18 protein-coding genes are annotated in these 22,103 nt (G+C 69.3%); 7 read left to right on the forward strand and 11 right to left on the reverse strand.

Annotation, left to right across the window (positions count from 1 at the left end; all coding sequences use genetic code 11):
• Positions 1-12: 12 nt before the first annotated feature.
• The gene (locus CFB89_RS28085) at positions 13-1,449 is read right to left on the reverse strand and encodes a DUF1254 domain-containing protein (RefSeq protein ID WP_089470789.1); all 1,437 of its coding nucleotides are present in this window, start codon (positions 1,447-1,449) and stop codon (positions 13-15) included.
• Positions 1,450-1,774: 325 nt separating this feature from the next.
• Here CFB89_RS28085 and CFB89_RS28090 point away from each other — a divergent pair, with 325 nt between their 5' ends.
• The 3 genes from CFB89_RS28090 to CFB89_RS28100 all read left to right on the forward strand — a co-directional run bounded on the left by CFB89_RS28090 (position 1,775) and on the right by CFB89_RS28100 (position 5,606).
• Positions 1,775-2,026, forward strand: a complete 252-nt coding sequence (locus CFB89_RS28090) for a toxin HicA (RefSeq protein WP_144030171.1) — start codon at positions 1,775-1,777, stop codon at positions 2,024-2,026.
• Positions 2,023-2,346 carry a type II toxin-antitoxin system HicB family antitoxin gene (locus CFB89_RS28095; protein ID WP_089470790.1) on the forward strand — a complete coding sequence of 108 codons (324 nt, stop codon included), beginning with the start codon at positions 2,023-2,025 and terminating at the stop codon, positions 2,344-2,346. The genes CFB89_RS28090 and CFB89_RS28095 overlap by 4 nt, the downstream gene beginning before the upstream one ends.
• 191 nt (positions 2,347-2,537) lie before the next feature.
• A complete protein-coding gene (locus CFB89_RS28100) occupies positions 2,538-5,606 on the forward strand; it encodes a heavy metal translocating P-type ATPase (RefSeq protein WP_089470791.1) in 3,069 nt (1,022 codons plus the stop codon).
• A gap of 278 nt (positions 5,607-5,884) precedes the next feature.
• Here CFB89_RS28100 and CFB89_RS28110 read toward each other — a convergent pair whose 3' ends face one another.
• The 3 genes from CFB89_RS28110 to CFB89_RS28115 all read right to left on the reverse strand — a co-directional run bounded on the left by CFB89_RS28110 (position 5,885) and on the right by CFB89_RS28115 (position 7,975).
• On the reverse strand, positions 5,885-6,364 hold the full coding sequence (locus CFB89_RS28110) for a GNAT family N-acetyltransferase (RefSeq protein ID WP_089470792.1): 480 nt from the start codon (positions 6,362-6,364) through the stop codon (positions 5,885-5,887).
• 143 nt (positions 6,365-6,507) lie between these two features.
• Positions 6,508-6,663: a hypothetical protein gene (locus tag CFB89_RS35110; protein WP_164725512.1), complete on the reverse strand. Its 156-nt coding sequence runs from the start codon at positions 6,661-6,663 to the stop codon at positions 6,508-6,510.
• Positions 6,664-6,838: 175 nt separating this feature from the next.
• A complete protein-coding gene (locus tag CFB89_RS28115) occupies positions 6,839-7,975 on the reverse strand; it encodes a flagellar hook-length control protein FliK (RefSeq protein ID WP_256979779.1) in 1,137 nt (378 codons plus the stop codon).
• Here CFB89_RS28115 and CFB89_RS35530 point away from each other — a divergent pair.
• Positions 7,974-8,222 carry a hypothetical protein gene (locus CFB89_RS35530; protein ID WP_256979780.1) on the forward strand — a complete coding sequence of 83 codons (249 nt, stop codon included), beginning with the start codon at positions 7,974-7,976 and terminating at the stop codon, positions 8,220-8,222. The genes CFB89_RS28115 and CFB89_RS35530 overlap by 2 nt on opposite strands.
• A 92-nt stretch (positions 8,223-8,314) precedes the next feature.
• On the opposite strand, the gene CFB89_RS28120 is transcribed toward CFB89_RS35530, so the two are convergent.
• Positions 8,315-9,013, reverse strand: coding sequence for an MgtC/SapB family protein (locus tag CFB89_RS28120; protein WP_089470794.1), 699 nt, complete (start codon positions 9,011-9,013; stop codon positions 8,315-8,317).
• Positions 9,014-9,128: 115 nt separating this feature from the next.
• On the opposite strand from CFB89_RS28120, the gene CFB89_RS28125 reads away from it, so the two are divergent.
• Positions 9,129-10,238 (forward strand): AGE family epimerase/isomerase, encoded by a 1,110-nt coding sequence (locus CFB89_RS28125; protein ID WP_089470795.1) that lies wholly within the window; start codon positions 9,129-9,131, stop codon positions 10,236-10,238.
• On the opposite strand, the gene CFB89_RS28130 is transcribed toward CFB89_RS28125, so the two are convergent.
• The gene (locus CFB89_RS28130; RefSeq protein WP_089470796.1) at positions 10,211-11,830 is read right to left on the reverse strand and encodes a methyl-accepting chemotaxis protein; all 1,620 of its coding nucleotides are present in this window, start codon (positions 11,828-11,830) and stop codon (positions 10,211-10,213) included. The two genes, CFB89_RS28125 and CFB89_RS28130, sit on opposite strands and share 28 nt — an antisense overlap.
• A gap of 281 nt (positions 11,831-12,111) precedes the next feature.
• Between CFB89_RS28130 and CFB89_RS28135 the strand changes: the two genes are divergently transcribed.
• The gene (locus CFB89_RS28135) at positions 12,112-12,555 is read left to right on the forward strand and encodes a PaaI family thioesterase (RefSeq protein WP_089470797.1); all 444 of its coding nucleotides are present in this window, start codon (positions 12,112-12,114) and stop codon (positions 12,553-12,555) included.
• Positions 12,556-12,613: 58 nt separating this feature from the next.
• Here CFB89_RS28135 and CFB89_RS28140 read toward each other — a convergent pair whose 3' ends face one another.
• From CFB89_RS28140 to prpB, 5 genes are all read right to left on the reverse strand, one after another.
• Positions 12,614-13,666: a CaiB/BaiF CoA-transferase family protein gene (locus tag CFB89_RS28140; RefSeq protein ID WP_089470798.1), complete on the reverse strand. Its 1,053-nt coding sequence runs from the start codon at positions 13,664-13,666 to the stop codon at positions 12,614-12,616.
• A gap of 277 nt (positions 13,667-13,943) precedes the next feature.
• A complete protein-coding gene (prpF, locus tag CFB89_RS28145) occupies positions 13,944-15,134 on the reverse strand; it encodes a 2-methylaconitate cis-trans isomerase PrpF (protein WP_089470799.1) in 1,191 nt (396 codons plus the stop codon).
• A gap of 26 nt (positions 15,135-15,160) precedes the next feature.
• Positions 15,161-17,755, reverse strand: coding sequence for a Fe/S-dependent 2-methylisocitrate dehydratase AcnD (acnD, locus tag CFB89_RS28150; RefSeq protein ID WP_089470800.1), 2,595 nt, complete (start codon positions 17,753-17,755; stop codon positions 15,161-15,163).
• Between the two features lie 82 nt (positions 17,756-17,837).
• Positions 17,838-19,010, reverse strand: a complete 1,173-nt coding sequence (prpC, locus tag CFB89_RS28155; protein ID WP_089470801.1) for a 2-methylcitrate synthase — start codon at positions 19,008-19,010, stop codon at positions 17,838-17,840.
• A 39-nt stretch (positions 19,011-19,049) separates the two neighbouring features.
• Positions 19,050-19,943, reverse strand: a complete 894-nt coding sequence (gene prpB, locus CFB89_RS28160; RefSeq protein ID WP_006480320.1) for a methylisocitrate lyase — start codon at positions 19,941-19,943, stop codon at positions 19,050-19,052.
• Between the two features lie 169 nt (positions 19,944-20,112).
• On the opposite strand from prpB, the gene prpR reads away from it, so the two are divergent.
• On the forward strand, positions 20,113-22,101 hold the full coding sequence (gene prpR / locus CFB89_RS28165) for a propionate catabolism operon regulatory protein PrpR (protein WP_089470802.1): 1,989 nt from the start codon (positions 20,113-20,115) through the stop codon (positions 22,099-22,101).
• The last annotated feature ends 2 nt before the right edge of the window (positions 22,102-22,103 follow it).

Below are 22,103 nucleotides of genomic sequence, written 5' to 3' on the forward strand. Positions count from 1 at the left end.
GCGGTCAACCGTTCATTTCCGGACGACGACGGGCGGCATCCATGCCCCGTCGCTCGCCTGCGGCTTCGGTGCGTACAGCCGTAACGCGAGCGCGAAATCGGTACGTGGCGCGGGCAGCCAGTTGGCCGCATGCGTGCCGCCCGGCGACGCCGATACGACGATGTCGATCGAGCCGTCGCGGTTGCGGCGCAGCCGGTCGCGATCGCCGAGCGAGCGCCGCGCCGACCCGACGTCGGGCAGCGCGCCGTTGGTCGTGTATGGGGTGAGCGTCCAGAATGCGCGCACCGGCGGCAGCGCGCCCGGCGCGAAATGCAGCACGTAGCGGTTCGCGCCGTTCAGTGCGTGACCGTCGCTGTCGACGCGGGTGACCGCGAGCGTCTCGTCGTCGCGCGTCGCGGTGCCGAACTGCGTGTAGGCCGCGTACGCGCGGAGCGCGTAATCCTGGCCGTACTTGCCGGCCGTATCGCCGATCCACGTCCAGCCGTTCGCGTTCAGCAGGTTCGACGGCGGCGTCGCGAGCCGCGCGCGCGCCTCGGCCACGCCGGCCGTCGCGGCCGTGAGACGGTCGCCCGTCCACAGCACCGGATAGCCGGCCGTCACGCCGATGTCGCCGAGCGATTCCTGTGCGTGCGCGTCGTCGCCCGGCGGCGGATTGTCCTGCAGCGCCCGCGCGAAGCGCGTGAAGAACGCCTTCGGGTCGAGCGCGGCGACCTGCTCGGCCGGCGTGCCGCCGCCCACCGCTTCGGACGGCGCGCTGCCCGCGTGGACCGCGACCGACGCGCCGCGCTCGGCACCCGTGTAGACCGACAGCGGCACCACGCGGATCGCGCGCTGCAGTTTCTTCACGTTTGTCAGGTCGCGGCCGCCGCTCGTCTGCAGCCGCACCTCGAGCCACGCATTGGCGGACGGCACGTCGACGCGCACCACGCCCTTCGGCAGCGTGCCCTGCCATGCCTTCGCGGCGAAGGCAATCGTTTGCGATCGCCCGGCGCCACGCGCACCGCGGGCGGCGACGCTCGACGACGACCACAACACGTTCGTCCACATGTCGAGTGCGCGCGCGTCCCAATAGCGGCCGCGCGTGTCGGGCAGCGTGACGATCACGGGTTCGGCGGCGACGTCGAGCCAGCCGCTCGAGTCGAGCGTGTCGACGCCCGGCAGCGGCGGATTGACCGCGCCGACGGGCGGCAGCGCCTGCGCGTGGCGCAGCGTGTTGAGCGGCGCCTGCCCCGGTTGCGCGCCGTCGCCGCCCGTCGCCGCTTCCTTCGCGACGTCCATCAGCACGAGCGGATACGCATAGATATAGGAGTCGGCGACTTCCGCGCGCATCCAGCCGGTTTTCCGCTGGATCGCGTCCGGTTGCGACGCGCATCCCGCAAGCAACGCCGCAATGGCCAGCGACGCGCACGCGCGTCGCAGAGAAACTGATTCTCGCTGGTTTTCAATCATGGATTACGGGCCGAATATCGTTCTTTTCAGTCAACGCCTTGTTCGTCTCGCGAACGGCGAAGCAAGGCACCCCAGCGTGCCCGGACGACCGTTCATGACGTTTCGTAACGGTGGGCGCTGATGTCAGGCCGGTATCATAGCGCCTAAGGGCATCCCCCAATATGCCGAATAACGGGTAAAACGCTAGCCGGATCGTCAAAAAATCTGAAAGAGTTCACGGGATTCCGCAAAAATCCGGAACGGTTCGGTCGCGCTGGAACGATGGTCGGGTGAGAACCGTCGGCCCGGATTGACAAATGGTGCCACTATTGACACCATTTTTGCTATGGCAAGCGAATGGAAGATCCTCGACCCAATGAGGCGCGAGCCCGCGAATGTGCGCTTCAACGATCTGTTCGAGATCTGCGAAGCCCCCCTTCGGAGCGGCCCGCCAATCCGGTTCCAGCCATGCTATTTCAAGACACCGTGGCAAGGCGATCCTCGAGTGAATATCCAGAATGATCGCGGGAAAGCCAAGGCTTATCAGGTGCGGCAGGTTCTCGACGCGATCGATCGACTGAAGGAACAGAAATCATGACCCAAGACCACTTTACGTACCGCGTAACGTGGTCCCCGGAGGACGGTGAGCACGTCGGCCTCTGCGCGGAATTCCCCTCTCTTTCGTGGCTCGATGCAACCCCGGAAGGCGCGCTGGTCGGCATTCGCCGGCTCGTTGCCGACGTCGTGAGCGACCTGATCGTGAACGGCGAAAAGGTGCCCGAACCGATCGCCGACCGAACCTACAGCGGCGAGTTCAAGGTCCGCATCCCGCCACAGGCGCACCGCGCGCTGGTCATCCAGGCCGCCGAACAGGGCGTCAGCCTCAATCGCCTGGCGAGCGCCAAGCTCTGCGCCTGAGCGCGTACGCGCACACCACGACACGATCGCCCGGCGCGTCCGTACGGAAGCCGGGCGATCGCTTTTTCCGCGTTGTGCCACCCTGTGCGCATAACCTGCGTCGCATCGTCGCCGACGCTTGACCTTACCATCATGGGAATGTTGATACTGGAACCATTCGCGGCACGAACCGCGCTTTTGGGGAATCCGACATGACTGAACCACTCGCCTCCGCGGCGCTGCAAACGATCGAACTGAGCGTTGACGGCATGCATTGCGGCGGCTGCACGGGCCGCGTGCAGCGCGCGCTGGCCGCCGTGCCGGGCGTCGTCGATGCGGCGGTCGATCTCGATGCGCATGCGGCGACGGTCACGGCGCAGGAAATCGTCGAGCCGGGCCGGCTCGTCGACGCCGTCCGGGAGGCCGGCTATCGCGCAGCGGTGCGCGAGGCGCCGGGCAAAGCCGGCGCGGCCACGCCTTCGGCGCACGCGTTGCGCGGCGAAACGCCGTCCGCAGCCTCCGCGTTTCCTCCCGCCGCCGCGACGATCGAACTCGATATCGACGGGATGACTTGCGCGTCATGCGTGTCACGCGTCGAAAAGGCGCTCGCGAAGGTGCCGGGCGTCACGCGCGCATCGGTCAACCTCGCGACGGAGCGCGCGACGATCGACGCGTCGGCTGGCGTTTCGGCCACGCAGTTGGCGGACGCCGTGAAGCAGGCCGGCTATGGTGCGACGCCGACTGCGTCGGACACCGTCGTCCCGGCCACCGCCACTGCATTGCCCACCGCGCCCGCGCCCGCAAGCATCGAACTCGACATCGACGGGATGACCTGCGCGTCCTGCGTGTCACGCGTCGAAAAAACGCTCGCGAAGGTGCCGGGCGTCACGCGGGCGTCGGTCAACCTCGCGACCGAACGCGCGACGGTCGATGCGTCGAACGACGTCTCCGCCGCGCAGCTTGTCGAAGCGGTGAAACAGGCCGGCTACGGCGCGACTTCGGCCGCCGCCGCGCCGCCCGCTACCGCCGCTGCCACCGACGTCGAACTCGACATCGGCGGCATGACCTGCGCGTCCTGCGCCGGGCGCGTCGAGAAAGCGCTGGCCGCCGTGCCGGGCGTCGCACGCGCGACGGTCAACCTCGCGACCGAGCGCGCATCGGTGCACGGCGCCGGCGCACTCGACGCCGCCACGCTGATCGCGGCGGTCACCACAGCCGGCTACCATGCGTCGCTTCCGGCCGCGTCACCCGCCGGCGCAACGGCCGGCGCCGACTTGCAGCCGGCCGGCCCCGCGCAGGACCCCGATGCCCGCAAGCGCCGCGACGCGATCCGCGAACGCAACCTCGTGATCGGGGCCGCCGTGCTGAGCGCGCCGCTCGTCGCGCCGATGCTCGCCGCCCCGTTCGGCATCGACCTGATGCTGCCCGGCTGGCTCCAGCTCGTGCTCGCGTCGATCGTGCAGTTCGGCTTCGGCGCGCGCTTCTACCGCGCGGCCTGGCATGCGGTGAAGGCGCGCACCGGCAACATGGACCTGCTCGTCGCGCTCGGCACGTCGGCCGCGTACGGGCTGAGCCTGTGGATGCTGCTGCGCGATCCCGCGCATCCCGGCCATCTGTATTTCGAGGCGTCGGCCGTGATCGTCACGCTCGTACGCTTCGGCAAGTGGCTCGAATCGCGCGCGAAGCGCCAGACCACCGAGGCGATCCGCGCGCTGAACGCGCTGCGTCCCGACCGCGCGCGCGTCGTCGAGCACGGCGTCGAACGCGACGTGCCGCTGTCGCAGGTGCGCGTCGGCACGCACGTCGGCATCCGGCCCGGCGAGCGCGTGCCCGTCGACGGACGGATCGTGTCGGGCCGCTCGCACATCGACGAATCGCTGATCACCGGCGAAAGCCTGCCCGTGCCGAAGGACGACGGCGACACCGTCACGGCTGGCTCGATCAACGGCGAAGGCGCGCTCGTCGTCGAAACCACCGCGATCGGCGCGGAAACGACGCTCGCGCGCATCATCCGCCTCGTCGAATCCGCGCAGGCCGAGAAGGCGCCGATCCAGCGGCTCGTCGATCGCGTCAGCGAGGTGTTCGTGCCGGCGATCCTCGGCATCGCCGTGCTGACGCTGGTCGGCTGGCTGATCGCCGGCGCCGGGATGGAGACCGCGATCCTCAACGCGGTCGCGGTGCTCGTGATCGCGTGCCCGTGCGCGCTCGGTCTCGCGACGCCCGCCGCGATCATGGCCGGCACGGGCGTCGCGGCCCGGCACGGCGTGCTGATCAAGGACGCGCAGGCGCTCGAACTCGCGCAGCGCACGACCGTGATCGCATTCGACAAGACGGGCACGCTGACCGAAGGCAAACCGTCCGTGACGGCGTTCGACGCCGTCGGCGTGCCGCGTGCCGAAGCGCTCGCGCTCGCGGCGGCCGTGCAGCGGCAGAGCGACCATCCGCTCGCGCGTGCGGTGGTCGCCGCGCATGACGCGGACGTGGCCGCGCAGGGCGGCGCGGCGGAGCCGGTCGTCGCGACCGATGCGCGCGCGGTGGCCGGACGCGGCGTCGAAGCGCACGTCGGCGCGCAGCGGCTCGCGCTCGGCAGCACGCGCTGGCGCGACGAACTCGGCATCGCGGTGCCGCCGGCGCTCGACGCCCGCGCGGCGGAGCTCGAGCACGCCGGCAACACGATCTCGTGGCTGATGCGTGCCGATGCGCCGCGCGCGGTGCTCGCGCTGATCGCATTCGGCGATACCGTGAAGCCGGGTGCCCGCGACGCGATCGCGGCGCTGTCGGCGCGCGGCGTCGCGAGCGCACTCGTGACGGGCGACAACCGCGGCAGCGCGGCGGCCGTCGCGGCGGCGCTCGGCATCGGCGAAGTGCACGCGCAGGTGCTGCCCGACGACAAGGCACGCGTCGTCGCCGAACTGAAGCGCACGCACGGCGGGATCGTCGCGATGGTCGGGGACGGGATCAACGATGCGCCCGCGCTCGCCGCCGCGGACGTCGGCATCGCGATGGCGACCGGCACCGACGTCGCGATGCACACGGCCGGTATCACGCTGATGCGCGGCGACCCGGCACTCGTCGCCGACGCGATCGACATCTCCAAACGTACGTACCGCAAGATCCAGCAGAACCTGTTCTGGGCGTTCGTCTACAACCTGGTCGGCGTGCCGCTCGCGGCGCTCGGCTTGCTGAACCCGGTGATCGCGGGCGCGGCGATGGCGTTTTCCAGCGTCAGCGTCGTGACCAACGCATTGCTGCTGCGGAGATGGAAAGGCCGCGCGCGTTGACGAGGCGGGCGGTGAATACGGGGGCCGGACGGGTCGTTTGGCGTTTGGCGTTTGGCGTTTGGCGTTTGGCGTTTGGCGTTTGGCGTTTGGCGTTTGGCGTTTGGCGTTTGGCGTTTGGCGTTTGGCGTTTGGCGTTTGGCGTTTGGCGTTTGGCGTTTGGCGTTTGGCGTTTGGCGTTTGGCCAACAAGAAGGATCGATCAGGAAGCGTGCCGGCGTTGGCCGGCGACGCAGCGCGCCAAACCGGCAGCATGTGACAACGCATCGTCGGCCCGCCGATTCAGTTCGACACGACGGGTTTGATCAACGTCGTGGTGATCGGCGCGAAGCCGCACGCGCGATACAGCGCACGCGCCGCCGCGTTGTGATTGAACACCGACAGCCCGATCTCGGTGACACCGTAGCGGCGCGCCTCGGCGTCGAGCGCGTCGAGCGCACGCGTGGCCCAGCCCTGGCGGCGCCGGGACGGGACGATGTCGAGGTCGTAGATGAACAATGTGCGGTTCGGCCCTTCGGGGACGATCGCGTACCAAAGGTCACCCACCGCGTCGCCGCTGGCGCCGTCGATGAGCGTGACGAGGGTCTGGCCGGCGGTCAGCAGGCCGTCCGGCAGCAGCGTGTCGAAACAGGCGCGCGCACGATCGGCCGCGTCGTCGACAGCATTTTGCCCGGAGGAAACGAGGTCGCGCGCGTAGCCGTCGATGGCTCGCGTGCGGTACGCGTGGAATTCGCCGGCCGTCATCGGCCGCATCTGCAGCATGGCCCGGTCGCCGTGAACGGAATCGGACTTCCAGTGTAGCGGGACAGTCGCACCGGCGCGCGAGGCGGCGGCGGAAAACAGGCAGGCAGGTGCGGCGGACGCCGCGCCGAATCAGCGAATCAGCGAATCAGCGAATCAGCGAATCAGCGACGGTACAGGACGATCGGCACGAGTTGCGCACGGCGCACGCGCTCGGCTTCCGCATGACGCGCGGCGTACGAGTATTCGGCGTCGAGCGGCAGATGCGGGGACACGAAGAGGTCGTCGATTTTTTGCAGCAGGGCGAAGATGAAGCTCATGTGAGACTCCTGACAGACGTGGCTAGGGTTTTCCCTTAGATGGCCTCTATTCTAAGGGTTTTCCCTGAACTCTGCCAGTGCACTGCATCGGTTTGCCGCACGTGCGCGACACCCGGTCGCCGGTTCGGAACGGCGATCCTTGCTGCGTCGGGCTGTCAGGATGGGGTCGAAACGATTACCGCGCGCGATGAGCCCGCTTCCCGACGGCCGCCTCGCGGTTCGCGTTGCGCTGAAGCCGGTCGACTTGCGACAGCAGCGCTTCGTGGTGCTCCTCGAGCGTCATCAGTGTGGCCTGCTGCGTCGACAGATCGGCCGCGAGGCGATCGATCCGTTGCTGCTTGGTGGCGACGTCCTGCTTCAGGTGCGCGATCTGGCGCGTTTGCAGCACCAGCGCGACGAGCCCAGCCAGCACGACGACCGCCAGCGCAAGCAGCAGGCGGTTGACGCGACGCATCTCGCGATCGGCCGAGCGCGTCAGGCCGTCCACGTCCGACTGCAACGCGGCGATCCGGTCGGTCAGCGGGCGCAGGTGCGTGTCCGGATCGAAGGCCGGCGCGGCCGGTTGCGTACGCTCCGACGATGGCTTGGTCACGAACGATGCGGCGGAAGCCACCGGCTGCGCGACCGGCGACGGCGAAGCGTCGGGCTGCCGGGCCGTGTCGCGCGGCGTCGCGGAATGCGAGGCGATTGCCGGTTCGGGCGGTTGTGCCGGTTGTGTCGAGGTCTGCGGCTCGACCGGTGCGGCAACGACCGGCGACGCGTTCGAGTCAACCGCCTCCGGCTTCGAATCGATGCCTGTCGGAACCGGTGCGGCTTGCGTCGCCGTCGCTTCGCTTGCGCCGGCAGCCACCCGGCGCTTGCCGCCCGACGACGCGCGACGCTCCTTCACGGCATCGCCCGAAGATTTCCCCTCGCGCGATTTGACGCGCGCCGCCTCGACGACAGGCTTCGCGACTTCGCTCTCCGCCGCCTGCGATTCCGCCGCCTGCACCGCAGCGCCATCGGCGGCTTGCAGCTTCGCCGCCGCGTTCGCTGCGCCGTCGACCACGGGCACGTCGATCTGCGTTACACCGCCATCGCCTGCAGGCAAATCGGCGGCCTTCGTTGCAAGACCCTCTGCCGATGCGCCGCCGACGTTCGCGGCCACGTCGCGTTCCGGCGTCGAAACGACCTTGGCCGCCTCATCCGTCGTCGCCGCACCTTCGGCGTCCGCATGCGTCGCCCCAGCCGCATCCATATCCGCAGGCGGGGTGAACCCGTCCAGCGTGGCCTGTCGGCCATCGTCGACACCGACCGCAACATCGGCTTCCATGACCGCTTCATCGCGCGCCGCAACCGGCATGCGCTCGCCCGGCTCCAGCACCGGATCGCCGAACAAGTCGAGCGTCCGTTCGTCGCGCGGCGCGTCGCCGGCCGGTGCGCCGCCGGATCGTGCCGTCGCCCTGGCGGACGTGCTGCCGGCCGCAGCGGCCGAGCGCGGCCGCGAACGGGCCGACGAACGGGTGGAACGGGAGCGGGAGCGAGGCGGGGAAACGGATTCGGTCATGGAAATCGGATAGCGGGGCCCGCAGGCGCGAACCCGGATGTCGAACGGAATCGGTGGTCGGCCATTGTCGCACGCCCCGCAACCGAGTCACGCAATCGAATCACGCTATTCGTCGCCCCCCAGCCCGTTCCCGCCGTCGAAACGCGTGACGCCCGGCAGTGCGCGCAGCTTGGCGCAGATCGCCTTGTATTCGAGTTCCGACACCCGCGCCAGCGCGATGCGCACCTCGTCCTGCTCGCCCGTGTCGTCGGCACGCTGCACGATGAACTGCTTCACGCGCGCACTGTCGGGGCCGAGCGCCGCGTGCAGCGAATCGAACGTCAGCGTGCCGCTCGCCACCGTCAACGCAAGCTGGCGCCGCTGGCGCACCGTGAAATAGCGCCGCTCCAGCGGCTTGATGCCGGCCAGGATGATCAGAATGATGATCGTCGCCGAAATCGCCGCGACATAGAGCCCGCCGCCCACCGCGAGGCCGATCGCGGCGACCGACCACAGGCTCGCGGCCGTCGTCAGCCCGCGCACGATTTCACCACGCAGCAGAATCGAGCCCGCGCCGAGAAAGCCGATGCCCGACACGACCTGCGCGGCGATCCGCGACGGATCGAGCACGACGTGGTCGCTGGAGCCGAGCACGTCGGCGAAACCGAACGCCGATACGATCATGATCAGCGTCGAGCCGACGCACACCAGCATGTGCGTGCGCAGGCCGGCCGCCCACGACAGGCGCTCGCGCTCGAAGCCGATGACGCTGCCGAGCGCCGCCGCGAGAACGAGCCGCATCACGAGTTCCAGGTTGCTGAGCATCGTATTTATCTCCTTTTTTTGGTGCCGCCCGCGCGGAATGTTTTATCCTTGGCCCCGGCCGCGCCGATTCTCCGGGCCGCGCCGACACGTTTCGATCCAAGCGCTCAACCCCGCCATGTCCGTTTCCGACTCCGCTTCCGCCCAGGCCGCCCAGTTGCGCCACCATTTCGCGCACGTCGTCTTGCCGATCTGGCGGGGTTCAGGGTTCGACCCAGCATTGCACCTGCCGTTCGAAGCCGTCGATCCGGCCACCCACGCGCCGTTGCCCGCGACCCGTTATCGCGCGATGGCGTGCGCGAGGCAACTGTTCGTGTTCGCGCAGGCCGGCGACACCGCGCACGCGGCCACGCTGTTCGATGCGCTGTGCCGGCACTTTCGCGATCCGCGCCACGGCGGCTGGATCTACAGCGTCGACGCGCAGGGCGCGCCGCTCGATACGAACAAGGATCTCTATACGCACGCGTTCATCGTGTTCGCGTGCGCCGCATGGCATGCGGCGTCGGGCGACGCCGCCGCGCGCACGGTGGCCGAAGCCACCGCCGCGCTGATCGAGGATCGCTTCGCGCCGCGCCCCGGCGACGCGTTGCTCGATGCCGCGCGCCACGCCGATTTCTCGTCGTCCGGCAGCGGCGCGCTGCAGAATCCGCTGATGCATCTGACCGAAGCGTGGCTCGCGGCCGCCGATGCGTTCGGCGACCCGGCGTTCGACGATGCGCTCGCGCGCACCGCGCAGGCCGTCGAGCGCACCTTCGTCGACGCGGCGACCGGCTGCGTGGCCGAGCTGCCGCTCGGCGCGGCCGACAACCGTTTCGAGCCCGGTCACCAGTTCGAATGGTTCTATCTGGTCGATGCGGCCGGCGCGCGGCTCGCGCAGACGGGGCTCCCCGCCGCGCTGTCGCGCGCGTTCGCGTTCGCCGAGCAATACGGCGTCGATCCGCGGACGGGCGGCGTGTGCGCGGCGCTCGACGCGCAAGGCGCGTGCATCGACGGCACGCAGCGGATCTGGGCGCAGACCGAATACCTGCGCGCGCTCGCGACGCACGGCGGCACGCCGGCCTCCGCGCCGCTCGCGCGGCAGATCGAGCGGTTCGCCGCGCGCTTCCTGCATCCGCGCGGCTGGTTCGAGTGCAAGACGGCCGACGGCCAGGTGTCGCGTGCCGACATGCCGTCGACGACGCCCTACCACCTCGCGACCGCCTACGCGGCGCTGCCGGCCGGTTCGTAACCCGTCGCGGCGAACGACGGCGCCGCGCGATCGCCGCGGGCGGCGCGTCCGTCGCCCAGCTCGAACACCGACACCGCCTGCATCAGGTGCGCGGTCTGGTCGTTCAGCGACGCGGCCGCCGCCGCGACTTCCTCGACCAGCGCCGCGTTCTGCTGCGTGAGCTGATCCATCTGCGTGACGGCCTGGTTCACCTGCTCGATCCCGACGCTCTGCTCGACCGACGCGGCCGTGATCTCCGACATCGTCTGCACGACGCGCGTGATCGACGCCGACACCGCGCGCATCGCGTCGCCGGCACGTTCGACGAGCTCCGCGCCGCCGTTGATCTGCGCGACCGAATCCTCGATCAACGCCTTGATCTCCTTCGCCGACTGCGCGCTGCGCTGCGCGAGCGAGCGCACTTCGCCCGCGACCACCGCGAAGCCGCGCCCCTGTTCGCCGGCCCGCGCGGCCTCGACCGCGGCGTTCAGCGCGAGGATGTTGGTCTGGAACGCGATGCCGTCGATCACCGAGATGATCTCCGCGATGCGCCCCGAGCTCTGCGCGATGCCGCGCATCCGGTCGATCACGCTGTCGACCACGCCGCCGCCGTTGCTCGTCGCTTCGAGCGCCGCGTCGGCCAGCGCGCTCGCCGCGCGGGCGCTGTCGGTGTTCTGCCGGACGGTCGCGGTCAGCTCCTCCATGCTCGCGGCGGTTTCCTCGAGCGACGCGGCCTGCGTGCCCGTGCGCGCCGACAGGTCGGCGTTGCCGCCCGCGATCTCGCCCGCGCCGAGATGGATCGCGTCGGACGCCTGGCGCACCGTGCGCACGGTGCCCGCGATGCTCGTCTGCATCGTGGCGAGGCCGCGCAGCATCCGGTCGATCTCGAACACGCCGCCCGCCCGCACGGCTTCATCGAGACGGCCCTGCGCGATCCGCTCGAAATGGCGGCCGGCCTGCTCCAGCGGCGCGACGACCGCGCGCCGCGCGGCCGCGTAGATCGCGGCGCTCGCCGCGAGCATCGCCACCAGCAGCACGATGCCGACCGACTTGAACCAGAGCATGCCGCCGTCGATGGTGTCGAGCGCCGCGCGGCTCGAGGTGCCGCCATAGTCGGTGAAGCGATGCAGCTCGGCGATGTACGCGTCCTGGAAGCCCTGGGTCGGCTGGTCGAGGAACGCCTGGATGTTGTCGGCGTCGAGGAACTGCACGAGCTCGCCCAGCGCGCCGCGCAGCGCGCGATAGCGCTCGGTGAGCGCCGCGACGCGTGTACGGTTGGTGTCGTCGACCGCCTGCGCCGCCGTCAGCACCGCGAACGCCTTGTCCGCTTCCGCGAGCGACGCGCCCGCATGACGGATGATGTCTTCGGGCTTGGGGCCGCCGCGCACCATTCGCGTGCCGGCCCGCGACAGGTTGATGCGCGCGTCGAGCAGTTGCTCGGTCGCCCGGCTGGCCGCCTCGACCTGCGTGATCGCAACGTTCGACAGATCGTCGACGCCGCTGCGCGTCGACGCGAGCGCCCAGAAGCCGAGCGCTTCGATCGCGAACAGGAAGAGGCAGAACACGGTCAACACGCCGAGCAGACCCGACGCGAGCTTGATTTTTCCGAACATGGGGGAATTCCTGGAAAGCGGACGATGAAGCGATGCCCCGGCATTAGCGGCATTTCTTCGTCGGACTTTAGGCGAAATCGCCCCCCACGCAGATCGATCGCGCGCTTCGCTCGCGCATTCGCGTCGAATCGCCCGCAAACGCGGGGATCTTGCGCATTCGGCGCAATAATCGCGACGCAGTGCGCCGGGATTTGCACGAAACGCGGACGAATTTCCTTGCTTATCCGGAGCCCCCTTCCTAGAGTTCAGCGCAAGCGGGGACTCATTTCGAGGGAAGTTCGATGACCGACATCACGGACCACGCGCGCGGCGCATTGCGCGCGCAGCCGTTCAGCATGCTGCTGGGCACGCAACTGATGCATATCGGCGACAACGAAGTGTCGCTGTGTCTGCCCGTGCGCGAGGAATTGCGGCAGCAGCACGGTTTCGTGCACGGCGGCGTCGTCAGCTATCTCGCGGACAACGCGCTGACGTTCGCCGGCGCGCTCGTGCTCGGCCCGCGCGTGATCACCGCCGAATACAAGATCAACTACCTGCGGCCGGCCGTGAACGGCACGCTCGTCGCCCGCGCGAAGCTCGTCTACGCGGGCCGGCACCAGGCGACCTGCCAGTGCCACGTGTTCGTCATCGACGGCGACCACGAGCGGCTCGTCGCGATCGCGCAAGGCACGATCAACCGCGTCGGCGACGGCAAGATGCCGGATGCGCCGGCGGAAACGGCGTGAGAACGGCCTGAACGGCCGGCGCCCAATATCGCGGCCGCCTGGCGCCTGAATCGCGCCGCTAGGCTGCGTCATCCCCCGCCAACGGCAAGAACCGCGGCGCCACCCGCGCCCGCACGTTCCCGTGCTCATCCATCCGATAGATGCCGCGCGCGGCGTTATGCGGATGCGAAACCGCGTCGGCCACGCTCAGCACCGGCGCGAAGCACGCGTCGGTGCCTTCGAGCAGCGCGCGCCAGTGCGCGGACGGCTGCTGCGCGAACACCGCCGCGAAACGCGCCTTCAGCGCGGGCCAGCGCGCCCGGTCATACTGCGACGCGGGATCGACGTCGGTCAGCCCGAGCCGTTCGACCAGCAGCGCATAGAACGGCGGTTCGAGCGCACCGATCGTCACGCATTCGCCGTCCGCGCAGCGATATACGTCGTAGAACGGCGCGTCGTGGAACAGGCTCGGCTGCGCACCGTCGAGCTGCCCGTTCGCGCGTGCCCACAACGCGAGCGAACCGAGCGTCGACACGATGTCGACGATCGCGCCGTCGACCACCCGCCCCGGCCCGCCGCCGCGCACGTCGAGCAACGCGCAGACGATGCCGAACGCGAGCCCGAGCGCGCCGCCCGCATCGCCGACGACGGTCGGCGGCACGCCCGGCCGGCCGTCGCGCGGCGCGGACAACGACAGCAACCCGGTCAGCGCGACGTAGTTCAGGTCGTGCCCGGCCGCCGCCGCGAGCGGACCGTGCTGGCCCCAGCCCGTCATGCGCCCGTAGACGAGCTTCGGATTGCGGCGGGCGCAAGCGCCGGGCCCGAGGCCGAGCCGCTCCATCACCCCGGGCCGCAGCCCCTCGATCAGCGCATCGGCCTGCGCGATCAAATCGAGCGCGGCGTCCCGCCCGGCCGGCGCCTTCAGGTCGAGTTCGACGATCGTCTTGCCTTCGCGCAGCAAATCGCCGTCGCGGGCCCGCAGCGCGTCCGGGGCACTGGTGCGGCCGGACGGACGCGCGATCAGCGTGATGCGCGCGCCCATGCCGGCGAGCATCCAGCCCGCGAGCGGGCCGGGGCCGAGACCTTCGAATTCGACGATGTGAATGCCGGAAAGCGGCGCATCGAGTGACATGCGATTCTCCTGTCGATCAGCGTTGGCGCTTTAGCGCTTACGCCGACCCCATGCTTCGCGGTCGGCCGGCGGCGGCGCTTTGGCGCTCACGCCGATTCCATGCCGCGCGATCGGCCGCCGTCCGTGCTGCGTGACGCAAGCCGGCCCGGCGTCTGGCGTACCGGCATGCCTCCGTCACGCGTACGCCAAACGAAAAAAATCCCTGCGCGGCGGGTCCACTGCGCAGGGATCGCTCAAGCGTCAGTGGCGCCGGTTTGCACGCGCTCACCGCCATGCATCAGAACGCATCCCCCGGCACCCGCACCCAGCCTTCCATCAGCACGCGCGCGCTGCGGCTCATGATCGCCTTCGTGACGGTCCACTCGCCGTTCTCGTGCCGCGCTTGCGCGCCGACCCGCAGCGTGCCCGACGGATGGCCGAAGCGCACCGCGTTGCGTTCGCCACCGCCTGCGGCCAGATTGACGAGCGTGCCGGGGATCGCCGCGGCCGTGCCGATCGCGACCGCCGCCGTGCCCATCATCGCGTGGTGCAGCTTGCCCATCGACATCGCGCGCACCAGCAGGTCGACGTCGCCCGCGTTCACGCGCTTGCCGCTCGACGCGACGTAGTCGGCCGGCTTCGCGACGAACGCGATCTTCGGTGTGTGCTGGCGCGTCGCGATTTCGTCGAGCGTGTCGATCAGGCCCATGCGCAGCGCGCCGTGCGCACGGATCGTCTCGAACTTCTCGAGCGCCTTCGGGTCGCCGTTGATCGCGTCCTGCAGCTCGGTGCCCGTGTAGCCGATCGCTTCCGCGTCGACGAAGATCGTCGGGATGCCCGCGTTGATCATCGTCGCCTTCAGCGTGCCGATGCCCGGCACGGCCAGATCGTCGACGAGGTTGCCGGTCGGGAACATCGAGCCGCCCGCGCCTTCTTCCTCGGCGGCCGGGTCCATGAATTCGAGCTGCACTTCGGCGGCCGGGAACGTGACGCCGTCCAGTTCGAAGTCGCCCGTCTCCTGCACCGCGCCGTTTGTCATCGGCACATGGGCAATGATCGTCTTGCCGATGTTCGCCTGCCAGATCCGCACGGTCGCGACACCGTCGCGCGGCACGCGCGCCGGATCGACGAGCCCGCCTCCGATCGCGAACGGGCCGACCGCCGCCGACAGGTTGCCGCAGTTGCCCGTCCAGTCGACGAATGCGCGGTCGATCGCGACCTGCCCGAACAGGTAGTCGACGTCATGCCCCGGCCGCGTGCTTTTCGACACGATCACCGTCTTGCTGGTGGACGACGTCGCGCCGCCCATCCCGTCGATCTGCTTGCCGTACGGATCGGGGCTGCCGATCACGCGCAGTAGCAGCGCGTCGCGCGCGGCGCCCGGCGCCTGCGCGGCATCCGGCAGGTCCTGAAGCCGGAAGAACACGCCCTTGCTGGTGCCGCCGCGCATGTAGGTCGCGGGAATCCTGATTTGCGGAATGTGAGCCATGTTTGCGTTATCCCTGTGTGCGCCGGTCAGGCTGCCTGCGACGATTCGAGGAAGTCCTGCGCGAAACGCTGCAGCACGCCGCCCGCTTCGTAGATCGACACTTCCTCGGCCGTATCGAGCCGGCACGTCATCGGCACCTCGACGCGCTCGCCGTTCCTGCGATGAATCACGAGCGTCAGGTCGGCGCGCGGCGTGCGCTCGCCGATCACGTCGAAGGTTTCGGTGCCGTCGATGCCGAGCGTCGTCCGGTTGGTGCCCGGCTTGAACTCGAGCGGCAGCACGCCCATCCCGATCAGGTTCGTGCGGTGGATCCGCTCGAAGCCTTCGGCGGCGATCGCCTCGACGCCCGCGAGCCGCACGCCCTTCGCGGCCCAGTCGCGCGACGAGCCCTGGCCGTAGTCGGCGCCGGCCACGACGATCAGCGGCTGCTTGCGATTCATGTACGTCTCGATCGCTTCCCACATCCGCATGACCTTGCCTTCCGGCTCGACACGCGCGAGCGAGCCCTTCTTCACCGCGCCGTCGACGACCACCATCTCGTTGACGAGCGTCGGGTTCGCGAAGGTCGCGCGCTGCGCGGTCAGGTGGTCGCCGCGGTGCGTCGCGTACGAGTTGAAGTCCTCTTCCGGCAGGCCCATCTTCGCGAGATATTCGCCGGCCGCGCTGTTCGGCAGGATCGCGTTCGACGGCGACAGGTGGTCGGTCGTGATGTTGTCGCCGAGCACCGCGAGCGCCCGCATGCCCTTCAACGTGCGTTCGCCGGCCAGCGCGCCTTCCCAGTACGGCGGGCGGCGGATGTACGTGCTCTGCGCGCGCCAGTCGTACAGCGGCGCCGCGCGCTCGCCGGCGTCGGCGCTGCGCGCGAACATCGGCTCGTAGACCTTGCGGAACTGCTCGGGCTTCACGCTCGACGCGACGATCGCGTCGATCTCCTCGTCGGTCGGCCAGATGTCCTTCAGCGTGACGGGCTGGCCGCCCTGATCGTGGCCCAGCACGTCCTTCTCGATGTCGAAGCGGATCGTGCCGGCGATCGCGTACGCGACGACGAGCGGCGGCGATGCGAGGAACGCCTGCTTCGCATACGGGTGGATGCGACCGTCGAAGTTGCGGTTGCCGGACAGCACGGCCGTCGCGTACAGGTCGCGCTCGACGATCTCCTGCTGGATCTTCGGGTCGAGCGCGCCCGACATCCCGTTGCAGGTCGTGCATGCGAACGCGACGATGCCAAAGCCGAGCTTCTCGAGTTCCGGCAGCAGGTTCGCTTCTTCGAGATACAACTCGACCGCCTTCGAGCCGGGCGCGAGCGAACTCTTCACCCACGGCTTGCGCGTGAGGCCCTTCGCGTTCGCGTTGCGCGCGAGCAAGGCCGCGGCGATCACGTTGCGCGGGTTGCTGGTGTTCGTGCAGCTCGTGATCGCGGCGATGATCACCGCGCCGTCGGGCATCTCGCCCGGCTTCTCTTCCCAGTGACCGGCGATTCCGCGCGCGGCGAGATCGGACGTCGGCAGCCGCTTGTGCGGATTCGACGGGCCGGCCATGTTGCGCACGACGCTCGACAGGTCGAACGTCAGCGTGCGCTCGTATTGCGCGTTCGCGAGCGTATCGGCCCACAGGCCCGCCGCCTTCGCGTAGGTCTCGACGAGCTTCACCTGCTCGTCGCTGCGGCCGGTGAGGCGCAGATAGTCGGTCGTCTGGCCGTCGATGAAGAACATCGCGGCCGTCGCGCCATACTCGGGCGCCATGTTCGAGATCGTCGCGCGATCGCCGAGCGTGAGGCTCGCCGCGCCTTCGCCACGGAACTCCAGATACGCGCCGACCACCTTCTCTTTGCGCAGGAACTCGGTCAGCGCGAGCACGACGTCGGTCGCGGTGATGCCCGGTTGACGCTTGCCGGTCAGTTCGACGCCGACGATGTCGGGCAGGCGCATCCACGACGCGCGGCCGAGCATCACGTTCTCGGCCTCCAGCCCGCCCACGCCGATCGCGATCACGCCGAGCGCATCGACGTGCGGCGTGTGGCTGTCGGTGCCGACGCAGGTGTCCGGATAGGCGACGCCGTCCTGCACCTGGATCACCGGCGACATCTTCTCAAGGTTGATCTGGTGCATGATGCCGTTGCCCGGCGGGATCACGTCGACGTTCTCGAACGCCTTCTTCGTCCACTCGATGAAGTGGAAGCGATCCTCGTTGCGGCGATCCTCGATCGCGCGGTTCTTCGCGAACGCGTCCGGGTCGAAGCCGCCGCATTCGACGGCGAGCGAGTGGTCGACGATCAGCTGCACGGGCACGACCGGGTTCACCTTCGCCGGGTCGCCGCCGCCGTCGGCGATCGCGTCGCGCAGGCCGGCGAGATCGACGAGCGCCGTCTGCCCGAGGATGTCGTGGCACACCACGCGCGCCGGGAACCACGGGAAATCGCGTTCGCGCTTGCGCTCGATGATCTGCTTCAGCGAATCGGCGAGGATCGCCGGATCGCAACGGCGCACGAGGTTTTCGGCGAGCACGCGCGACGTGTACGGCAGCGTGTCGTACGCGCCGGGCGCGATCGCGTCGACCGCGGCGCGCGCGTCGAAATAGTCCAGCGACGTGCCGGGCAGGGGTTTGCGGTTGGCGGTATTCATGATGTGGGGCGGAATTCGGGGTAAGACGTGCCGCGCGTGCCGGCCGCCCGCATCGCGGGGCGCCGGCGTGCGCGGCGGGCGATCAGCGCTTCTCGATCGGCACGAATTGCAGATCCTCCGGACCGGTGTAGTTCGCGCTCGGGCGGATGATCTTGTTGTCGATGCGCTGCTCGATGATGTGCGCGCTCCAGCCCGACGTGCGCGAGATCACGAACAGCGGCGTGAACATCGCGGTCGGCACGCCCATCATGTGATACGACACCGCGCTGAACCAGTCGAGGTTCGGGAACATCTTCTTCGCGTCCCACATCACCGATTCCAGGCGCTCGGCGATGTCGTACAGCTTGGTGTCGCCCGCTTCCTTCGACAGCTTGTGCGCGACGCCCTTGATCACCTTGTTGCGCGGATCGGAGATCGTGTAGACCGGGTGGCCGAAGCCGATCACGACTTCCTTGTTCTCGACGCGGCGGCGGATGTCGGCTTCGGCGTCGTCCGGCGAGCTGTAGCGGCTCTGGATCTCGTACGCGACTTCGTTCGCGCCGCCGTGCTTCGGCCCGCGCAGCGCGCCGATCGCGCCGGTGATCGCCGAGTAGATGTCCGAGCCCGTGCCCGCGATCACGCGGCCGGTGAACGTCGATGCGTTGAATTCGTGCTCCGCGTACAGGATCAGCGACGTGTGCATCGCCTCGACCCACGACTTCGACGGCGTTTTGCCGTGCAGCAGGTGCAGGAAGTGGCCGCCGATCGAGTCGTCGTCGGTTTCCGTCTCGATGCGCTTGCCGTTGTGCGAGAAGTGATACCAGTACAGCAGCATCGAGCCGAGCGACGCCATCAGGCGGTCGGCGATGTCGCGCGCGCCCGGCAGGTTGTGGTCGTCCTTCTCCGGCAGCACGGTGCCGAGCACCGACACGCCGGTGCGCATCACGTCCATCGGGTGGGCCGACGCCGGGATCTGTTCGAGCGCGGCCTTCAGCGCGCTCGGCAGGCCGCGCAGCGCGCGCAGCTTGGTCTTGTAGGCAGCCAGTTCGGTCAGGTTCGGCAGCGTGCCGTGCACGAGCAGATGCGCGATTTCCTCGAATTCGCACGATTCGGCGACGTCGAGAATGTCGTAGCCGCGATAGTGCAGGTCGTTGCCGGTCTTGCCGACCGTGCACAGCGCCGTGTTGCCGGCCGTCACGCCCGACAGCGCCACCGACTTCTTCGGCTTGAATGCGCCTGCGGCGGCCGGTGCTGCTGCGTCTTTCGTCTCGCTCATGTTTTCTTTCTCCAATGGGTATCGGGGGTGCGGGCCGCGTTACTTCTTGCCCTGCGCGAACAGTTCGTCGAGCTTGCGCTCGTATTCGTGATAGCCGAGGAAGTCGTACAGCTCGGCGCGCGTCTGCATCGTCGGCACGGCCGCCTTCTGCGTGCCGTCGCGGCGCAGCGTCTCGTAGAAATTCAGCGCGGCCTTGTTCATCGCGCGATACGCGCCGCAGCAGTACAGCGCGATGTCGACGTTCGCCTCGCGTAGCTCGTCGACGGTGAACAACGGAGTCGAGCCGAACTCGGTCAGGTTCGCGAGGATCGGCACCTTCACGGCGGCCTTGAAGCGGCGGTAGTCGTCGAGCGTCTTCATCGCTTCCGGGAAGATCATGTCCGCGCCGGCCTCGACGTACGCGACCGCGCGCTCGATCGCCGAGTCGATCCCTTCCGCGGCGGCCGCATCGGTGCGCGCCATGATCACGAACTGGTCGTCGGTACGCGCATCGACCGCGGCCTTCACGCGATCGACCATTTCGTCGATCGGCACGACTTCCTTGCCCGGACGATGGCCGCAGCGCTTCTGGCCGACCTGGTCCTCGAGGTGCACGGCCGCGACGCCGGCGTTGATGAACGAGCGAACCGTGCGCGCGATGTTGAACGCGCCGCCCCAGCCCGTGTCGATGTCGACCAGCAGCGGAAGGTCGGTCGCGTTGGTGATCCGGGTCGCGTCGATCAGCACGTCTTCCATCGTGCTGATGCCGAGGTCGGGGATGCCGAGCGAGTTCGCGGCGACGCCGCCGCCCGACAGGTACACGGCCTTGAAGCCGACGGCCTGCGCCATCTTGGCCGCGTACGCGGTGATCGCGCCGACCACCTGCAGCGGCTGCTCGGCCGCGACTGCCGCGCGGAACTTCGCGCCGGCGCTCTGAAGATGCGTATTGCTCATGAACGGCCTCCTGATGGAATGCCTGATAACAGCAAGGACCGGGCCAGCTTGCGGAACGTCGCTAACCCACTGATTCTTAAGCCACCGCCGTGGGCGCGACATCGCCCGCTCATTTCAATTCCGCACTACATGTTTCAAAAATGAAATCACGCGCGCATAATCGGCCGTCATGGACCTCTCCTCGACCAAACCCGTCGGCCCGGCCGACCGCACGGTGCGCCCGCGCATCTGGGCGATGGGCATCAGCCGGCTGCGCGAGCTGTTTCGCGAGATCGCCGGCGAATTCGACGAACGCGCGGACGTGCGCATCGTCACGCGCGCCTATGAAGATGCGCTGAGCGCGATCGCGGAGGCCGGCACCGCGCGGCCCGACGTGATCGTCGCGGCCGGCTCGAACGGCGGCTTCCTGAAAACGCGCGCGCCCGTGCCGGTGGTGGTCGTGTCGCCGACCGGCTTCGACGTGATGCAGGCGCTCGCTCGCGCGCGGCGCGATGCCACGCGAATCGCACTCGTGAGCGCCGGCGAGACGCCGCCCGAAGTGCGCCGCTTCGTCGCCGCGTACGGCCTCGACGTGCAGTTTGCGTCATATCAGTCCGCCCAGGAAGCGGAAGCCTGCGTGCACGACCTGCGCGATCGCGGCATCGAAACGATCGTCGGCCCGGGCCTCGTCACCGATCTCGCGGCCAGCGTCGGCATGGGCGCCGTGTTCCTGTATTCGCATGCGTCGGTGCGCAAGGCCGTCGAAACCGCGCTCGAAGTCGCGTATGCGACGCACGCCGAGGCCTTCCGCCGCCAGCGGCTCGACACGCTGCTGCAGCATCTGCGCGACGGCGTGGTCGCGCTCGATGCGCACGGCCGCGTCGAGGCGATCAACGAGCGGCTCGCGTCCGCGCTCGGGGTCGAACCCGCGGCGGCCGTCGGCCGCGCGCTCGTCGACCTGCGGCCCGAACTCCGCACGCTGCGCGGCGAGGACGGCGACGCGCTCGCGACCGTGCGCGGCGTGCGCTACGTCGTGCATCGCGGGCCGCTGGTCGATCGCGGCGTCACGTCGGGCAGCGTGCTGACGTTCCAGGAATCGCGCGCGGTCGAACGGCTCGATCGCGCGTTGCGCTCGCAGCCGACCACGCAGCAGTTCGCCGCGCGCTACGCGCTCGACGACGTGGTCGGCGCATCCGCGCCGATGACGCGCGTGCGCGAGCTCGTGCGCCGCTACGCGAAATCCGACGCGACCGTGCTCGTGCTCGGCGAAAGCGGCACCGGCAAGGAAATGATCGCGCAGAGCCTGCACGCGTTGTCGGCGCGGCGCAGCTATCCGTTCGTCGCGGTCAACTGCGGCGCGTTTCCGGAAGCGCTGCTCGAGAGCGAGCTGTTCGGCTATGAGGAAGGCGCGTTCACCGGCGCGCGGCGCGGCGGCAAGACCGGCCTGTTCGAGGCCGCGCACCGCGGCACGCTGTTTCTCGACGAGATCGGCGAGATGCCGCCGTCGCTGCAGAGCCGGCTGCTGCGCGTGCTGCAGGAGCGCGAGGTGATCCGCCTCGGCTCGACCGAGCCGATCCGCATCGACGTGCGCGTGATCGCCGCGACGCACCGGCCGCTGCTCGCGGCCGTCGAAGCCGGCACGTTCCGCGCGGATCTCTATTACCGGCTCAACATCCTGAATATCGGCCTGCCGCCGCTGCGCGAGCGCGCGGCCGACATCCCCGCGCTCGCGGCGACGCTGCTCGTGCAGGCCGCGCGCCGCGAGCCGCGTCTCGCCGACCGCATGCGCGATGCCGACGACGCGCTGCGCGTGCTCGCCGCGACGCTCGCGACGCTCGCGCGCTACCGCTGGCCCGGCAACGTGCGCGAACTGCAGAACGTGGTCGAGCGGATCGCGGTGGAGCTGGCCGAGGAAGTCGACGAAAACGATCCGGCCGCCGCGTGCGCGGCGCTCGCCCCCGACGCGCTGCAAGTGATCGCGCCCGAGCTGTTCGCCGCGCCGCCCGATGCGGCCGGCGCCGCCGACGACGATGCACGTACCCTTCAGGCGCGCCGCCGTCGCGCGGAAGCCGACGAGATCCGCGCGGTGCTCGACGCGTGCGGCGGCGACCGCGACCGCGCCTGCGCGATGCTCGGCATCAGCAAGACGACGCTGTGGCGGAAGTTGTCGGCGAAATAGGT

The organism is Burkholderia sp. AU16741, assembly GCF_002223345.1.
GTDB classification, from domain to species: domain Bacteria; phylum Pseudomonadota; class Gammaproteobacteria; order Burkholderiales; family Burkholderiaceae; genus Burkholderia; species Burkholderia sola.

Bases quoted from the DNA above. Each gene is read 5' to 3' on its own strand.
- CFB89_RS28085 (WP_089470789.1), bottom strand. From the start codon at position 1,449: ATGATTGAAAACCAGCGAGAATCAGTTTCTCTGCGACGCGCGTGCGCG.
- CFB89_RS28090 (WP_144030171.1), top strand. From the start codon at position 1,775: ATGGCAAGCGAATGGAAGATCCTCGACCCAATGAGGCGCGAGCCCGCG.
- CFB89_RS28095 (WP_089470790.1), top strand. From the start codon at position 2,023: ATGACCCAAGACCACTTTACGTACCGCGTAACGTGGTCCCCGGAGGAC.
- CFB89_RS28100 (WP_089470791.1), top strand. From the start codon at position 2,538: ATGACTGAACCACTCGCCTCCGCGGCGCTGCAAACGATCGAACTGAGC.
- CFB89_RS28110 (WP_089470792.1), bottom strand. From the start codon at position 6,364: ATGCTGCAGATGCGGCCGATGACGGCCGGCGAATTCCACGCGTACCGC.
- CFB89_RS35110 (WP_164725512.1), bottom strand. From the start codon at position 6,663: ATGAGCTTCATCTTCGCCCTGCTGCAAAAAATCGACGACCTCTTCGTG.
- CFB89_RS35530 (WP_256979780.1), top strand. From the start codon at position 7,974: ATGACCGCTTCATCGCGCGCCGCAACCGGCATGCGCTCGCCCGGCTCC.
- CFB89_RS28115 (WP_256979779.1), bottom strand. From the start codon at position 7,975: ATGGAAGCCGATGTTGCGGTCGGTGTCGACGATGGCCGACAGGCCACG.
- CFB89_RS28120 (WP_089470794.1), bottom strand. From the start codon at position 9,013: ATGCTCAGCAACCTGGAACTCGTGATGCGGCTCGTTCTCGCGGCGGCG.
- CFB89_RS28125 (WP_089470795.1), top strand. From the start codon at position 9,129: ATGTCCGTTTCCGACTCCGCTTCCGCCCAGGCCGCCCAGTTGCGCCAC.
- CFB89_RS28130 (WP_089470796.1), bottom strand. From the start codon at position 11,830: ATGTTCGGAAAAATCAAGCTCGCGTCGGGTCTGCTCGGCGTGTTGACC.
- CFB89_RS28135 (WP_089470797.1), top strand. From the start codon at position 12,112: ATGACCGACATCACGGACCACGCGCGCGGCGCATTGCGCGCGCAGCCG.
- CFB89_RS28140 (WP_089470798.1), bottom strand. From the start codon at position 13,666: ATGTCACTCGATGCGCCGCTTTCCGGCATTCACATCGTCGAATTCGAA.
- prpF (WP_089470799.1), bottom strand. From the start codon at position 15,134: ATGGCTCACATTCCGCAAATCAGGATTCCCGCGACCTACATGCGCGGC.
- acnD (WP_089470800.1), bottom strand. From the start codon at position 17,755: ATGAATACCGCCAACCGCAAACCCCTGCCCGGCACGTCGCTGGACTAT.
- prpC (WP_089470801.1), bottom strand. From the start codon at position 19,010: ATGAGCGAGACGAAAGACGCAGCAGCACCGGCCGCCGCAGGCGCATTC.
- prpB (WP_006480320.1), bottom strand. From the start codon at position 19,943: ATGAGCAATACGCATCTTCAGAGCGCCGGCGCGAAGTTCCGCGCGGCA.
- prpR (WP_089470802.1), top strand. From the start codon at position 20,113: ATGGACCTCTCCTCGACCAAACCCGTCGGCCCGGCCGACCGCACGGTG.